At 69.7% G+C, this 15,972-nt stretch carries 14 protein-coding genes; 5 read left to right on the forward strand and 9 right to left on the reverse strand.

What is annotated here, in order from left to right:
- Window positions 1-3: 3 nt before the first annotated feature.
- From OH804_RS11830 to OH804_RS11845, 4 genes are all read right to left on the reverse strand, one after another.
- Complete coding sequence (locus tag OH804_RS11830; RefSeq protein WP_406065045.1) at window positions 4-2,409, reverse strand: GTPase-associated protein 1-related protein; 2,406 nt, start codon at window positions 2,407-2,409, stop codon at window positions 4-6.
- Window positions 2,410-3,615, reverse strand: a complete 1,206-nt coding sequence (locus OH804_RS11835) for a hypothetical protein (RefSeq protein ID WP_406065047.1) — start codon at window positions 3,613-3,615, stop codon at window positions 2,410-2,412.
- Window positions 3,615-4,547 (reverse strand): hypothetical protein, encoded by a 933-nt coding sequence (locus OH804_RS11840; protein WP_196923054.1) that lies wholly within the window; start codon window positions 4,545-4,547, stop codon window positions 3,615-3,617. Before OH804_RS11840 ends, OH804_RS11835 begins: the two co-directional genes overlap by 1 nt.
- An 881-nt stretch (window positions 4,548-5,428) precedes the next feature.
- Window positions 5,429-5,989, reverse strand: coding sequence for a hypothetical protein (locus tag OH804_RS11845; RefSeq protein WP_406065049.1), 561 nt, complete (start codon window positions 5,987-5,989; stop codon window positions 5,429-5,431).
- A gap of 704 nt (window positions 5,990-6,693) precedes the next feature.
- Between OH804_RS11845 and OH804_RS11850 the strand changes: the two genes are divergently transcribed.
- Together OH804_RS11850 and OH804_RS11855 are read left to right on the forward strand one after the other, a co-directional pair.
- Window positions 6,694-7,035 carry a hypothetical protein gene (locus tag OH804_RS11850; protein WP_091400038.1) on the forward strand — a complete coding sequence of 114 codons (342 nt, stop codon included), beginning with the start codon at window positions 6,694-6,696 and terminating at the stop codon, window positions 7,033-7,035.
- Window positions 7,032-7,691 (forward strand): nucleotidyl transferase AbiEii/AbiGii toxin family protein, encoded by a 660-nt coding sequence (locus OH804_RS11855; protein WP_307788702.1) that lies wholly within the window; start codon window positions 7,032-7,034, stop codon window positions 7,689-7,691. Before OH804_RS11850 ends, OH804_RS11855 begins: the two co-directional genes overlap by 4 nt.
- Window positions 7,692-7,730: 39 nt before the next feature.
- Here OH804_RS11855 and OH804_RS11860 read toward each other — a convergent pair whose 3' ends face one another.
- Complete coding sequence (locus OH804_RS11860) at window positions 7,731-8,633, reverse strand: SDR family oxidoreductase (RefSeq protein WP_406065052.1); 903 nt, start codon at window positions 8,631-8,633, stop codon at window positions 7,731-7,733.
- A gap of 186 nt (window positions 8,634-8,819) precedes the next feature.
- Between OH804_RS11860 and OH804_RS11865 the strand changes: the two genes are divergently transcribed.
- Entirely contained in the window at window positions 8,820-10,613 is a 1,794-nt protein-coding gene (locus OH804_RS11865; protein WP_406065054.1) for a bifunctional metallophosphatase/5'-nucleotidase, read from the forward strand.
- A 54-nt stretch (window positions 10,614-10,667) separates the two neighbouring features.
- On the opposite strand, the gene OH804_RS11870 is transcribed toward OH804_RS11865, so the two are convergent.
- On the reverse strand, window positions 10,668-10,841 hold the full coding sequence (locus OH804_RS11870) for a hypothetical protein (RefSeq protein ID WP_167362358.1): 174 nt from the start codon (window positions 10,839-10,841) through the stop codon (window positions 10,668-10,670).
- Window positions 10,842-10,925: 84 nt separating this feature from the next.
- Entirely contained in the window at window positions 10,926-12,086 is a 1,161-nt protein-coding gene (locus OH804_RS11875) for a geranylgeranyl reductase family protein (RefSeq protein ID WP_406065056.1), read from the reverse strand.
- A 147-nt stretch (window positions 12,087-12,233) separates the two neighbouring features.
- Here OH804_RS11875 and OH804_RS11880 point away from each other — a divergent pair, with 147 nt between their 5' ends.
- Together OH804_RS11880 and OH804_RS11885 are read left to right on the forward strand one after the other, a co-directional pair.
- Entirely contained in the window at window positions 12,234-12,470 is a 237-nt protein-coding gene (locus OH804_RS11880) for a hypothetical protein (RefSeq protein WP_091397890.1), read from the forward strand.
- A gap of 85 nt (window positions 12,471-12,555) precedes the next feature.
- Entirely contained in the window at window positions 12,556-13,995 is a 1,440-nt protein-coding gene (locus OH804_RS11885; RefSeq protein WP_406065058.1) for an MFS transporter, read from the forward strand.
- Between the two features lie 97 nt (window positions 13,996-14,092).
- Here the strand turns inward: OH804_RS11885 and OH804_RS11890 are convergent, their stop codons facing one another.
- Both OH804_RS11890 and OH804_RS11895 read right to left on the reverse strand, forming a co-directional pair.
- Window positions 14,093-14,650: a hypothetical protein gene (locus OH804_RS11890; RefSeq protein WP_406065060.1), complete on the reverse strand. Its 558-nt coding sequence runs from the start codon at window positions 14,648-14,650 to the stop codon at window positions 14,093-14,095.
- Window positions 14,651-15,329: 679 nt separating this feature from the next.
- Window positions 15,330-15,959: a hypothetical protein gene (locus tag OH804_RS11895; protein WP_406065062.1), complete on the reverse strand. Its 630-nt coding sequence runs from the start codon at window positions 15,957-15,959 to the stop codon at window positions 15,330-15,332.
- Between the last annotated feature and the right edge of the window lie 13 nt (window positions 15,960-15,972).

Consider the following 15,972-nt stretch of genomic DNA (forward strand, 5'->3'; position numbering starts at 1 on the left):
CCATCACCCCCGTCTACGCTGCCGCAGGCGCCTGACCAGCCCACGCCGGTGCGAGCGCGCGAACGTCTTCCACAGTGCCGACCACATCGGCCCCAGCCCGTCGATGTGCGTCGTTATCTCCCGGAACCGCTTCTCCGAACAGCGGGACACCACAGTTCGCACCTGCCGATCAAGGTCGGCGCGTACGCCCGGCTGGATCATCGAGGCCATCACGGCCGACTGCGACCCGATGTTCAGCAGCACGAATGCCAGGGCGACGTGTGCGGGGTTGGAGTTGTTCATCAACTCCCCGCACAGCTTGCGGGAACAGGGTTCGGTGAGCTGCTGGACGTGCACGTGGGTGAGCACGGTCAAAGCCACCGCGACCACCGGCGCCCGCGTTATCGCCTCGCAGAGGTCCGGCATCTGCGCCCACGCCAGATGTGGTGGCACGTCGTCCAGGGCCCTGAGCAGCGCCGACCCGTCGAACGTCGGGTCGGCCAGCTGGTCGAACACGTAGGCGAGTGCACGGTGCCCGGTGATGGCGTGGAGCGTGTCCACCTGCGGCACCCACAGGCCGTGCGCTATCACGACAAGCGCCGCGTCGATGTACTCCCGCTTTGATCGGTAGTCGATGACCTCCTGGTGCAGCAACGCGAACACCCGTGAGTCCAGTGGGGTGTCGCGGGGCAGCAGGTGCGCCAACAGGTGCGCCTCGGCACGGCTGACGGCACGGTGTGTCCAGATGACCGAGGCGGTGCGGTTCACCATCGCCACCGGGCGCGTTGCGGCCAACGCGGTGCGCAGGCACTGTTCGACCAGGTCGAGCTGCTGGCGTGCGGGCAGATGGCGCAGGGCGGCCTCCACCACCGCCGCGTCCAACGGCTCGTCGAGTCGCATGGGTTCGCGCAACAGCACGTCCCACCAACTGTCGCCGAGGTCGTACGCCCGGTCCGGCTCGTGCGCCAAGCGCTCGCCGAGTTCGTGGCGCAGGAGCCGCTGGATCTCTTCCGCGCAGGCCCACGACGCGACCTGGTATGCGTGATCCGGGTTGTCAGCCCAGTCCAGCACGAAGCGATCCAGGCCGGGTTGCAGATCGGCGAGTGGGGGACGGAGCCCGAAGCGCCCGCACAGCCGGAGCAGGGTCTCGAACATGGGCGGCTCGGCGAGGCGCATCTCCCTGATGATCGCGGCGAGTAACCGCTCGTGCTCGGCCGGAGTCCACTCACCGCTGAGCGGGGGGGCTCGCTCGGGGCGGACGACACCCGCCACCGTCGCCTCGCGCAACTCGGCCTCGATCAGAGCGAGCCGCACCTGCGCCGCTCGATGCCATGATGTGGTGGCGCGGCTGACCTCGTCGAGGCTGCGCAGCACCTCCACCGGCCACTGCGACGACGCCGCCACCAGGAGGTCGACGATGCCGCTGCCGTAACGCCTGACCAGCTGCGGCGGCCCCTGCCGCAGCCAGCCGACCAATCCGGCAGCCTTCTCCGGAGGGGGGCGGCGGCCAAGGATGGCCGCGAGAGCGACAGTGGTACCACCGTCGTCGTCGAGCCCGGACGCCGCTGCGACCTCGACGGCATCCACCACGTCCATCGGGTCCTCGGCGAGGAACAGCTCCGTCCACTGCCGCGCCGCTCGGGTGTGGGTGACCCGACTCCAGTCGTGCCGGACCAGGTCGAACACGGCGTAGCCCTGATCGTTGTCGAGCGTGGCCTCCGCCCCACCCCAGTCGGGATGCACGGCGAGGATTCGATGCGGCGCGAATGCGGGATTGAGCGTGAACACCTTGAACCCGATCCGCAGGGCCTCCCGCTGCGGTATCAACAGGGTGACCGCGGTGATCCATCGCATCACCTCGGCCGCCTCACGGGCGACGAAGAGAACCCGCCGGCCAAGCTGGCCGGAGGGAGGGCGCAGCGTCGACAACAGCGCCCCGAGCAACTCATCTCCGTCGGGTGCGCCGCGAACGAACGTTTGCGCCTCGGCCGCGCCGAAGGAACCCGGATGCCAGCCCGGGAGCAGTGCCGGGCATTGCGTGGTCCGTGCCGGCTCAGCGGTCCAGAACGGCGCACCAAACATCTGGGCCGGCCGCACGAGGCCGTACGCGGCCGGGTCGTCGGTGACGATGGCATGGGTGAGCTGGTTACCCTCCCGGCCCCCCACACTCTCACGACCCAGGTAGACGCCGGCGGCGGTGGCAAGCAACCCGTCCCAGACGTGGGCGAACGAGGCGGGGTAGTCGCTGACCGGGCGACGCTGCCCCATCCACCGCGGCGGCGGCTCGTAGAGCAGGTTCCGCTGCACGACGGCCTCCGCGTTCCGGTCCGCGCCCGCCGACCGGGCCTGGAACTGGAGACCAGGTGTCCCGCGGAGCCCCTGGCCCTCCCGGCAATCCGTCCAGATCAGCGCCTCGAACCGCCCCGTCATTCAGCGCTGCCTTGGTACGACGCCGAAACGGCGAAGGCTGAGCAGCCAGAGCAACGGCTCGTCGACCCGGTACGGGCGAACACCTCCGGGCTCGACCATGGCGTTGTCGTAATCCGGTGGGGCCCCCAGCGCGGAGACAAAGAAGTACCGGAAGGTCGTGTAGTTCATTCGCAGGTGCTGCTCGATGTCGTCGCCCTGCCAGTCCCGAAGCAGGGCGGCAACCTGCTCGTGGGTGGCCCGGCCCACCTGTTCATCGTACGCCGGCCCACGCTTCGGCTCATGGCACAGCGGGTGGTCCCGGCCCAAGACATCAAAGAAGGCATCCATCTTGGCGAACGCGACCGCGACCGGCTTGGTGATCCGCTGACTGCCGCCCACTCCGTTGCTGGAACGCAGGCTCTGGGTGAGTCGGTCGACTACCGCGATGGTGTCCTCCTTCGACCGGATCGCCGAAGGCGGTAGTCGAAGCCGCTCCCGCGCCTCGGGCAGCATGAACGGGTCGAGCAGCAGGATCAGGCCGTCGGCGGCGCCGATGTAGGCCAAGTCGTTGGCGCCGCTGAGGGTGCCGACATCCTCGCCCGCCGTGTCGTGGAACGACAGGTAGCTGGTGCGGTACACCGGCTTGCGCCGCCACCGACGGCGCTCACCCCGCCACTCGAACACCAGCGGACTCTGCCGGCCGCCAACCGCGGGCGGGGTCGCCTCGAACAGCTTGTGCTCGGTGAACATCCGGTCGACGTTCTGCTCCAGCCACGCCCGCGGAGCTTTGAAGCCACCCTGCCCGTCGCCGGTCATCCTGATGTCCGCGCCGAACCGACGACGCAGGTCGCGGCTGCGCATCTCATGAGCGAGAACCGTGAGGTAGACGGTCTTGCCGGTGCCCTTCCCGCCGAACATGGCGATCATCGGGCTGGACGCCTCCCCGAAGTTGGGCGGCACCGGGGTGTGGCAGGAGGGGCACGCTCGGATCCCCGTGCGGCCACCGCAGTCCGGGCACCAGGCGATCCGTGCCGGCCGGAGACGCTGGTTGCGTGGGGGTGCGAAGACCGGAAGCATCGTCTCGGTGAAACCGGTCATGTTGTGGCGCGCCGTGTCGGTGCCGGGCGCGCAACCCTTGTGGTCCGCGTCGCCCTTGCCCAGGCACTGGAACCACAACTCCGAGCCGTCGATGCGCTCGTAACAGAACGGGCAGGCGACGTTTACCACTATGTCAACCTCATCGATTCGACGGGAGGACCGGTGACCACTGTCGGTACCGGACCGCGCAGGAAACACCGGACCCAGTACGGGTCTTGACGCCGGGGCAGCACCGGAACGGGGATCGTCAACTCTCGAGCCTGGTGGGCGACCAGGCTGAGGCCCTCGTGCTCGACGAGCACGGTCCCGTGATCCGCGGACGGCGGCATCGCGAGATCCGTGCCGAGCACGACGGTGAGGACGAGGTCGACGAGATCCGTCTCCGCCCGCAGCCGGACAGCGAGATCCCGCCGGCCGAACCTCCACAGCCGGTGCCGGGTCAGGGTGTACGAGACGGGTATCGACCGCGGTGGTAGCTCGACTTCGCGGGCCCGCGAACACGCCTCATCGGCGGCGACTGCGGTGAGCACCGAGACCCGGACCACCCCCGGATCCAGGGCGGCCGGGATGCGAAAACCGTTAGACCCCGCGTAGCCGGAGCGGGTGACCTGATCCTGTCGTACGCCACCTGACGCCGTCCACTCGACAGTCGCCAGTCTCGACCCCTCCGGCCAGACCCAGGTGACGATGACGTCGTCGCCGCGGCGTTCGGCCCTCAGTCTGCGGACCGGTTCAGCCAGACCAAGCGCAACGAACCGACCAACCACAGCCTGGTCCCGCTCCACCAGGTACGGCACGTAGAGGTGGTAGCCCACCGGCACCTCGGCGAGGAGACTCACCTCGCCGTCGTGCACCTGGTGGGTGCCCGCCAGCTCGGTGCCGAACGCCGTCAGCGCCGACACGGGGAGGACGCTGCCGGACGGCCATGGCGGCGGCGTCTCCGCCCAGCGGATCCCCAACCCCTCGGCATCCGTCGCTGACCAGGACACCCGCACCTGGCACCTGTCGTCACGGGCACCGAGCGCCTGGATGGTGAGTTCGGCGGGTTGGACCGACCGCACCCACTCGTTCAGCTTTGGAGGCGCACCTGCCTGCCGCGTGGCGGCCCCCGCATCCGATGCTCCGTCCGACACCTGCGGCGCACCGTCCGGGGAGCCACCGCTCCCGGCGACCCGACCGCGTCGAACGGCAGGTCGCTGTGGTTCACGCGGGACAGCGGCGCCGGAGTCGTCGAGGCGGGCACGGATGAAGTCACGTGCCTCGGCCCGCCACCCAGAAGCGTCATCCGGGACCTCGGAGCGTGGCTCGGCAGGCCGAGGTGGCTCCGCCCGAGCCAGGCTCGGCGGGGGTATCCGCGACGGCCGCCCCGCATCGCTCCGCGTCGCCGTCGCCTGCTCCTGCCACCACGCGGGGTCGTAAATCAAGGCACCGACGTTGCGAACGAGTGCCTCGTCGGCCTGAATCAGCAATTGGCAGATCTCTGCCCGGCTGTCCGGCCCTACGGCGCGGTCCTGCCAGAACTGTCGTAGCTGCCTGAGATGTACGGCCAACTGCTCGGCGGTCCAGCCGGGCTCGACCGCGTAGCGCAGGAGAAGGTCACCGGCGGGGAGTCGTCCGTGTCGACCGCGCAGCGGCTTGATGACCTCGCGGTCGTAACGCTCGGCGTCGAACGCCATCAAGTTAGCAAACGCCGGTCTGCGGCTGAACGAAACAGTCGAAGACACTGTTCATATCCACTGTGGACCATCACCGCCTATTCATTCACGACAACGACTTGAGATCATCACAATCCTGAAGGTGTTTACAAGCATCTGTCAGTCCACGGACACTCCGACTTCGCGAGGAGACATCGCTGGCCGGCACCCCGGGTTGCGGGTGCCGGCCAGCGGTCGGTGTTCTCACGGTCCTACCGTGCTGTGGTGCTTCCGTGCGGTGGCGGGGGTCAGCTGTTCCAGTGTTGGGCGACGAGGTCGGTGGCCTGCTGCTCCCACTGGGCGTAGGCGTCCGGGTACGCCGACACCTGGACGGTCTGCGCGGCGTCGGTCAGGGCCATGTCCTGCCACCCGTCGACCTGCTTGAGGCCCTTCAGGAACGCGGTGGTCGAGTACTCCGGGTCGGTGATCTGCTCCGGGGTGCCCCAACCCGAGCTCGGGCGCTGCTGGAACAGGCCCAGCGAGTCGTGGTCATTCATATCGCCGAGGTGGCCGAGGTTCTCCAGCTTCGACTCCTGCAGGCTCGTCGCGATCGAGATCACCGCGGCCCGCTCCGGGAGACCGGCCTTCTTCGTGGCGGCGATGATCGCCTTGACGTTGGCCGTCTGCTCATCATTCAGGCCGATGTGGGACTGCTCGCCCTGCGGCTTCGGCGCGTTGGTCTGCACGGCCACGGCGACGGGCTTGGCATCCACCGGGTTGGCGTGGGCGGCGATCGGACCGGCGAACACACCACCGGCGAACGCGAGACCAGCAACAGACAGCATGCTCTTACGGAAGATCGTGTTCATGAGGGGTAGCTCCTTCGGGGGTAAGAACACCCCAACCACCAAGGGGGAAGGTGGCAGGGTGTGAGCACCTCGTCCGGCGCTGCACGTACAAGGGGAAAAGTCTGGGGGGTGACGCCCTGTCGGGCGTCAGGTCGGCGACCTCGCGAGCCGGGGGGCTCGTGGCGCCGGGACCCTGTGTAACGACCGGCGGGCCCAGGTCATTCCGGGGTGGCCCATCCATCGGCACCCTCAACAAGGCGATGCCTGCGGTCGGTCGTGGGGACTGCAACGACCGGGCGCGGGTCGGCATTCCAACCCGCCGGACCTGCATCCCAAACCCCATGCGGGGCGGGCGGCGGGTCGTGGTGCTGCGATCGTCAGGGTATGTAACGACCCCGCCCCGGCCAGGATTCCAGCCCACCAGTGCACCAGGTCACCACCCACAAGCACCCACCAACCGACAAACCACCCAGACAGCGCCCGACCTGCGGCGTCAATCCACCCCTCACCGGCGTGATCCACTCGGGCTCACGGAAGTCGGGGCATCCCAGACTCCCGGACACCCCGACTTCATGAAACGCGAGTCGACCAGCAATGCGCTGACCGCATCAGCAAGCGCAAAGCGGACAAATTTCGGGGCGATGACGGCCAGGCTGGCGCGGCTTGAGCAACGCGTTGGGATAGACCTGAGCGACACGGGCTCTGGTGGGCGTTACCCTGACACCATGCAGGCCGTCTCCCCCACCGCGACCGGCGTGGCTTTTCTGGCCCGCCCGGGTCGCCCTGCTGTGGTGGCGCGGACGCTCGCTGAGCTGGCCGGCCCCACCCGAGGTGTGGTGGAGCTCCCGGTACGGCTGATGTGGAACGCCGAGCGCACCTTCGACCTCGGCGACCCTGATCAACTGCTCTGGATGTACGAGAACGTGCTTCGCGAGACCACCCGGGCCGACGATCTGCGCGCTCTGATCAACGGACGGACGCTGCGTCGGGTGTGGCGGCTGCTCAACCTGCCTCGGGGCGTACGCCAGGCGTGGGAGAGCCGGCACCGCGGCCTGCGCGCGGCGTGATCCAACCTCATCTGCACGACTTCTACCGGGAGGTGGCCCGGGTGGCGCTGGCCGCCGCCGGGCCGTACCGGTTCGTGCTGGGTGGTGGGGTGGCGTGGGCGGCACACGGGCTGGTCGCCCGACCGACGGAGGACGTCGACCTCTTCGCGGACGTGGAGGGTGCCGCAGCGGCGGCGTCCGCCGGCGTGCGCGTGGCCCTGGAGCGGGCCGGGTTTCTCGTCAGCGACGCCGACCCGGACAGTGAGCTGGCCGAACTGTTCGACGGGTACGAGCAGGACATGAAGGACTTCGTGGTGAGCCGCGACGGGCGGCAGATCCGGCTCAGCCTCGCCCGGTTGGACCGCCAGCAAAGCCCGGTGGTGATGGACCTCGGCCCGGTGATGGATGTCCGTGACCTGGTAGCCAACAAGATCGCGGCGTTGGTGAACCGGCGGGAGGTCCGCGACTTCATCGACGTGGCCGCGGCGCTCGACCACTACGACGTGACCGAGTTGTTGGTGCTGGCACGGCAGGTCGACCCCGCGTTGGACCCGGACGACGTGCGCGCCGCCGGCCGTTACCTGGATCGGCTCTCCGACCAGCGCTTCGGCCGGTACGGTCTGGGCGCCGCCGACGTCGCCGAGATCCGGAAACGCTTCGCCGCCTGGCCACGCTGACCGGGTGGGCATCTCGGCGGACGCCCACCCGGCGACGGATCACTTGGTCGGTCGACCGCCCGTGACCCCCAGGATCTCGCCCGTCACGTAGCTGGATTCCTGCGAGGCGAAGAAGACGTACGCGGGCGCCAGCTCAGCCGGCTGCCCGGGACGCCCCTCCGGGGTGTCGGTGCCGAACTGCTTCACCTTCTCCTCCGGCATGGTGGACGGGATCAGCGGCGTCCAGACCGGGCCCGGCGCGACCGCGTTGACCCGGATGCCCTGCTCGGCCAGGTCTGCGGCGAGGGCCTTGGTGAAGTTGGCGATGCCCGCCTTCGTGGTGGCGTAGTCCAGCAGCTGCGGCGACGGGTCGAACGCCTGGATCGACGACGTGTTGATGATCGCCGACCCTTCGGCCAGGTGCGGGATGGCGGCCTTGCAGAGCCAGAACATCGCGTACAGGTTGGTCTTGAACACCCGGTCGAACTGCTCGGTGCTGATGCCGAGGATCCCCTTGTCCTGCGACATCTGGTACGCCGCGTTGTTGACCAGAATGTCGAGGCCGCCCAGGTCCTGCACCGCCCGATCGACCAACTCCTGGCAGTGCGCCTCGTCGGTGATGTCACCGCGTACCGCGACGCCCTTCCGGCCGGCGGCCTCGACGAGCCGGATCGTCTCGCGGGCGTCGGCGTCCTCCTCCTCGCCGAGGTAGGAGATGAGCACGTCCGCGCCCTCCCGGGCGAAGGCGATCGCGACCGCCCGGCCGATCCCCGAGTCACCGCCGGTGATCAGCGCCCGCTTGCCGTCGAGCTTGCCGCTGCCCCGGTACGACTCTTCCCCGTGGTCCGGCTTCGGGGTCATCTCCCGGGTCGAGCCGGGCGCTGACTGCTGCTGGGCGGGCTGACCGGACTGCTGGCCGTACTGGCTGGTCGGGTCCTGCTGGGTGTGCTGGTCCTCGCTCACTGAAATCTCCTCGCTGCGCGCGGGAAGCGGGGCTCTCCCGCGATTTGTCGTCAGTGTCCGCCCTACCCTGCGGCGGCCTGCGGAAACCGCTGCAACAGCCGGGGCTGGCGTGGCGGGAGCGACCGGTGCTGGTTATGGTGCGCAAGGCGCTCACGAGGCGCGTCCACCCCCATGGAAAGGCACGTCATGACCTCTCCCTCCGGCCCGTCGCGCCGCCAGGTGCTCGTCGCCGCGGCGGCCGCGGCGACCGCTCCGCTGATCGCCGCCGCGCCCGCGCAGGCGGCCGGCGCGGCCCGGCCGCGCACCTGGGACCTCACCCTCCTGGGCACGTCGGACACGCACGGCAACGTCTACAACTGGGATTACTACCGCGACGCCGAGTACGACGACAGCAAGCAGAACGACATCGGCGTCGCGAAGCTGGCGACCCTGATCAACCAGATCCGCCGGGAGCGGCGCGGCAAGGCAACGCTGGTGCTCGACGCCGGCGACACGATCCAGGGCACGCCGCTGGCCACGTACTACGCCAAGCAGGAGCCGATCACCGCCACCGGGGAGAAGCACCCGATGGCCCGGGCGATGAACGTCATCGACTACGACGCGGTGACGCTGGGCAACCACGAGTTCAACTACGGTCTGCCGTTGCTGGACCTGTGGATTCGTCAGCTCGGCTTCCCGGCGCTCGCCGCGAACGCCGTCAACGCGAAGACCGGCAAGCCGGCCTTCCTGCCGTACGTCATCAAGAAGGTCTCCCTCGGTTTCGCCGCGCCGACCCTGCGGGTCGGCATCCTGGGGTTGACCAACCCCGGGGTGGCCATCTGGGACAAGGGCAACGTCGAGGGCAAGCTGCGCTTCGACGACATGATCGCGACCGCCGCGAAGTGGGTGCCGATCATGCGGGCCCGCGGCGCGGACCTCGTGCTGATCTCGGCACACGGCGGGGACAGCGGCACCTCCAGCTACGGCCCCGAGCTGCCGAACGAGAACCCGGTGGCGCTGATCGCCCAGCAGGTGCCGGGGATCGACGCGATTCTCTTCGGTCACGCGCACAACGAGGTGGTCGAGCGGTTCGTCACCAACGAGCGCACCGGCACGCAGGTGCTGCTCTCCGAGCCGTCGAAGTGGGGCCAGCGGCTCACCCGGATGGACTTCACCCTCTCCCGTGAGCGTGGCCGGTGGACGATCACCAAGAAGGCCGCCACCATGCTGAACACCAACACGGTGGTCGAGGACCCGAAGGTGCTCGCCGCCGTGCGGGCCCAGCACCAGAAGACCATCGCGTACGTGAACCAGGTGGTGGCCCAGGCCACCGTCGAGATGTCCACAGTGGAATCCAGGTACAAGGACACTCCCATCCTGGACTTCATCAACCACGTCCAGGCGGAGACCGTCACGAAGGCGCTGGCCGGCACGCAGTACGCCGACCTGCCGGTGCTGTCCCAGGCCTCGCCGTTCAGCCGTACCGCGGTCTTCCCCGCCGGGGACGTGAAGATCCGTGACGTCGCAGGGCTCTACGTCTTCGACAACACGCTCGAAGCGGTCGTGCTCAGCGGCGCGGAGGTGCGCACCTACCTGGAGTACTCGGCGAAGTACTTCCGGACCCTCGCCCCGGGCGCCCCGGTCGACCCGGAGCAGATCAGCGACTCGCCGGCGGTGCCGGACTACAACTACGACGTGATCTCCGGCCTGGACTACGACATCGACATCTCCAAGCCGGTCGGGCAGCGGATCACCCGCCTGGTGCTGGCCGGCACCGACACTCCGGTGGCGGACAACGCGCAGTTCGTGATGGCGGTGAACAACTACCGGCGCAGCGGCGGTGGCAACTTCCCCGGCATCGTGAAGACCCAGGTCTACAACGCGCAGCAGGAGATCCGCCAGCTGCTCATCGACTGGGCTCAGGCCAAGGGGACGATCGACCCGGCCGACTTCTTCCAGCAGAACTGGCGACTGGTACGCGAGGGCGTGCCGGTCTTCTGATCGCACACCGTCGACGGGCCGTGGGTGGCGACACCCGCGGCCCGTCGCGCGTTCTCAGCCCTGCACGTTCCAGCGGATCGGGTCCTCGGACTCCTCCGGCCGGTCGCGCCCGGGATCGGTCTCGGTCAGGGCCACCCGCTCGTCGGGACGGACGGCGGGCGGCAACTCCCCGAACCGCGCGTGGCGCAGAAACGCGTACTCGTCGTCGGTGAACGGCTGCTCGGTCATCAGCGCCTCCTCCTGCTCCGCCCTGATTGTCCTGCGGCCGGATCGGTCGGCGCCAGTAGCCGCCCGCACACCCTGTAAGGCGTCCTAGGATCCTGGGTGAGCGGTCGTGGCCTGGCGCGATGGCTGGGACAACCGGTCGAGCACCGCGAGAGCGGCCCGGATGGGGCGACGGCGGAGCATCTCGTCGAAGCTCGCCCGCCCCTGGCAGAACTGCACGAACATCCGCCAGCCCGGCGGGGTCGCCAACAGGGCGTGGAACACGTCCGGGCGGCGGGTGAACACGTCGAGCAGCCGGAACCCCGCCCGCATCTCCGGCAGCAGACGCTCGGCCACCGCCCGCTCGTACCCGGCCAGATCACCACCCGCGACCGCCGCCCCGGCCAACTCCCCGGAGCGCAACGCGAAGCTGATGCCCTCCCGGCTCCACGGCTCCAGCAGCCCCGCCGCATCGCCCACGACCAGCACCCGGCCGTTGCGCAACGGTGAATCCTCCGCGCGGCAACGGGTCAGGTGACCGGAGTCGTGCTCCGCCGGCAACCCGGTCAGACCCAACCGGTCGACGAACCGTCGCAGGTACTCGCGGGTCCCCTCCCCCGCACCCCGACCGGCGATCACGCCGACGGTCAGCCGGTCACCCTTGGGAAAGACCCAGGCGTACGAGCCCGGCATGTCGCCCCAGTCCAGCAGCAGCCGACCCCGCCACCGCTCCTGCTCGGCGGGCGGCACCGGAATCTCCAACTCCAGACCCAGATCCACCTGCCGGTACCGCACCCCGACGTGCCGGCCGGTCACCCCCGACGAACCGTCCGCCCCGATCACGGCACGAGCCGCGATCGTCGTACCGTCGGCCAGCCGCAGGCGTACCCCGTCGGGGTCCTGCTCGATCGCGCGGACCGCGACCCGCTCCCGCAGCTGCGCGCCGGCGGCGACCGCCGCCGCGCGCAGCCGGTCGTCGAACTCCTCCCGGCGCACCATCGTCACCACCGGGCTGTCGTTGCGGCGGGTGAACTCCCGACGGCCGTCGCGGGTGAACGTCACCCGGTCCACCCGGTCGTGCGCGGGCACCTCGATCCGATCCTGGACGGCCGCCAGCGAGGTGCCGATCAGACCACCGCCACAGGTCTTGTACCGCGGGTGCACCGCTCGCTCGACAACCAGGGTGGAGACGCCCGCACGGGCAGCGGCGTGCGCCGCGGACAGCCCCGCGGGGCCAGCGCCGACGACGACGAGATCCCAAACGATCACGGAAGCAGCCTAGGGCACCGCCCCGCGGCGACCGCCGGACCCGCCCGCCGCCGCGACCGCCCGATCGGGTGTGCATCTTCGGGCACCGAGGGGGTAACCGGCGCACGGCAACCGCCACCGCAGTGGCGGACGAGCAGAGGAGGAACCATGCAGCAGGTGCAACTGTCGGAGGCCGAGCAACGGGTGTACCAGGCGGTCACCACCCTGGAGGCACGCGGGCAGGTGCCCTACCCGGACCTGATCGCCGAGGAGTCCGGGCTGACCGCGGAGCAGGTGGGCAGTCCCCTGCACCTGCTCACCGAGAAGGGCCTGCTGCACCGCGAGGATTCACCGATGGCCGGCCTCGACTTCGGTCCCCGGTTCTGCGCCCGCCAGATGGCGTGACCGACGGAACCAGCCGGCACGGTTCGCCCCCCGAAGACCCGGGTAGCGGTCAACCATGGATGACCGAGGGTCGACGGGGGGCACGATGAGCGCGGCGCAGACGCCGCAGCCGGTGACCGCGGCCGAGAACCGACGCCGCTGGCAGGCCGTCGGCGTCGGGCTTGTCGCCGCGTTCATGACGCTGCTCGACGTGAGCATCGTCAACGTCGCCGTGCCGTCGATCGACCGGGCGCTGCACGCGTCGTCGAGCGACCTGCAGTGGATCCTCTCCGGGTACGCGCTCACCTTCGGCCTGGCGCTGGTGCCCGCCGGCCGCTTCGGTGACGCCCGCGGCCGGCGCAACGCGTTCGTCTTCGGCATCGCGCTGTTCACCATCACCAGCGCGCTCGCCGGCCTCGCCACCTCCCCGACCTGGCTGGTCATCGCCCGTCTGCTGCAGGGCGCCGCCGCCGGCATCGTCAACCCGCAGGTCATCGGGCTGATCCAGCAACTGTTCCGCGGGCCCGAACGGGCCCGCCCGTTCGGGCTGCTCGGCGCCACCATCGGCATCTCCACCGCCGTCGGGCCGCTGCTCGGCGGGCTGCTCATCGCCATCGGCGGCGAGGAACACGGGTGGCGCTGGGTCTTCTTCGTCAACGTGCCCGTCGGTGTCCTCGCGGTGATCCTCGGCTGGCGGCTGCTGCCCGGCCGCCCCACCGGTCAACCCGGCTGGCACCGACTCGACCCCTTCGGCGTCCTGCTGCTCGGCGTCGGAGTGGTCCTCGTCCTGCTGCCACTCGTGCAGGAGCAGCAGTGGCGGACCCCCTGGAAGTGGGCGCTCATCCCGGTCGGCCTGGCGGTGCTGGTCGCCTTCGGGCTCTGGGAGCGACGGTACGCACGTCAGCACCAGCCCCTGTTCGACCTTCGACTGTTCAGCTTCCAGTCGTACACCCTGGGCTCGATCCTGGCGCTCGTCTACTTCGGCGGCTTCACCGCGATCTTCTTCATCTTCACCCTGTTCCTGCAGATGGGCCTCGGCTACAGCGCGCTCGTCGCCGGCCTGGCCATCACCCCCTTCGCCCTGGGCTCGGCGGCCGCCGCCGTACTCGGTGGCCGCATCGTCAACCGCTTCGGCCGACCACTGGTCGCCATCGGACTGCTCACCGTGGTGATCGGGCTGGCCGCCACGGTGATCGCACTACGCCTCTTCCCGGACGCCCCGGCGCCCTGGGTCACCGCCGGCCCGCTGCTCATCGCCGGCATCGGCAGTGGGCTGGTGATCGCCCCCAACCAGACGATCACCCTCTCCGAGGTGCCGGTCGGCCAGGCGGGTAGCGGCGCGGGCATGCTCCAGACCGGTCAGCGGATCGGTGCCGCCGCCGGTATCGCCGCCGTCGGCTCGCTGTTCTTCTCGACGCTGGCCGACAGTCGCGGTGACTGGACCACCGCCTTCGAACAGTCCCTCATGCTGGCCACCGGCATCATCGCGCTCGCGCTGATCACCGCGCTGATCGATATCTGGCGGAGCCACAACCACAAAACCTGACAGGGGTACGCCGCTGGCCGGCACCCCGGGTTGCGGGTGCCGGCCAGCGGTCGGTGTCGTGCTGTGGTGCTGTGGTCTTGCCGTGCGGTGATGTGGGTCAGCTGTTCCAGTGCTGGCCGACGAGGTCGGTGGCCTGCTGCTCCCACTGGGCGTAGGCGTCCGGGTAGGCGGAGACCTGCACGGTCTGCGCGGCGTCGGTCAGGGCCATGTCCTGCCACCCGTCGACCTGCTTCAGACCCTTCAGAAACGCAGTCGTCGAGTACTCCGGGTCGGTGATCTGCTCCGGGGTGCCCCAACCCGAGCTCGGGCGCTGCTGGAACAGGCCCAGCGAGTCATGGTCATTCATATCGCCGAGGTGGCCCAGGTTCTCCAGCTTCGACTCCTGCAGGCTCGTCGCGATCGAGATCACCGCGGCCCGCTCCGGCAGACCGGCCTTCTTCGCGGCGGCGATGATCGCCTTGACGTTGGCGGTCTGCTCATCATTCAGGCCGATGTGGGACTGCTCGCCCTGCGGCTTCGGCGCCTGCACGGCCACGGCGACGGGCTTGGCATCCACCGGGGTGGCGGCGTGGGCGGCGATCGGACCGGCGAACACACCACCGGCGAACGCGAGACCAGCAACAGACAGCATGCTCTTACGGAAGATCGTGTTCATGAGGGGTAGCTCCTTCGGGGGTAGGAACACCCGAACCACCAAGGGGGATGGTGGCAGGGTGTGAGCACCTCGTCCGGCGCTGCACGTACAAAGGGGAAAAGTCTGGGGGGTGACGCCCTGTCGGGCGTCAGGTCGGCGACCTCGCGAGCCGGGGGGCTCGTGGCGCCGGGACCCTGTGTAACGACCGGCGGGCCCAGGTCATTCCGGGGTGGCCCATCCATCGGCACCCTCAACAAGGCGATGCCTGCGGCCGTTCGTGGGGACTGCAACGACCGGGCGCGGGTCGGCATTCCAACCCGCCGGACCTGCATCCCAAACCCCATGCGGGGCGGGCGGCGGGTCGTGGTGCTGCGATCGTCAGGGTATGTAACGACCCCGCCCCGGCCATGATTCCAGCCCACCGGTGCACCCGGTCACAACCCACACCGCCCACCAACCGACAAACCACCCAGACAGCGCCCGGCGTGCGGCGTCAATCCACCCCTCACCGGTGTGATCCACTCGGGCTCACGGAAGTCGGGGCATCCCGGACTCCCGGACACCCCGACGTCATGAAACGCGAGTCGATCACCAATGGACTGACCGCATAAGACCCGCAAAACGGACAGGCTGGCGCCCGTCGGAGTGTTCCGACGGGCGCCAGCTTCAGTGCGATCCGGGCACAGCCCGATGGTGTGGATTAGTGCGCCGCACCACCGAAGCGCTGGCGGCGACGCCAGGCCAGGGTCAGCAGCAGCATGACCGCTCCGGCGCCGACCAGGCCGCCGCCGAGCTTCATGGGCGTGCCGAGGCTGTCACCCGTGACGGGCAGCGGCTGCTTCTTGTGCAGCACCCGCAGCTCGGTGGAGGCGGTACGGCCGGACTCCCGGCCCGTGGCGGTGAAGGTCAGCAGACCCGTCACCGACGGCTTGTAGTGCTTGGTGAAGCGGCCCTGGCCGTCGGTGTAGGCCGTGAAGTGCAAGGGCGCGCTCGCCTGGTAGGCCACCGGAGCCATGGCCACGGTGCTGCCGTCGCTGCGGCGAGCCGGAGCCGCACCGCCAGCCGGGGCGGCGAACGGGGTGACCGTCACAGTGATGTCGACGGTCTCGTTCGGGCCGAAGTTGGTACCGGTCAGCACGACCGTCTCGCCGAGGTAGATCGTCGGGCGGTTGACGGTCAACGACGCGGTGGTCGGCGGGTACGGCGGCGGTTGCGGCGGGTCGGTGGTCGCGCTGGGCGTCGGCTGCGGCTGTGCCGCCCCCGCTGCCGTCGGCACGGCCACCACGGCCAGGCCGACCGTGAGCGCCATGATGATGCGGGATAGCCGCATGATTGGTTCCCTC

This window comes from Micromonospora sp. NBC_00860 (assembly GCF_045207375.1).
Taxonomy (GTDB): Bacteria; Actinomycetota; Actinomycetes; order Mycobacteriales; family Micromonosporaceae; genus Micromonospora; species Micromonospora vinacea.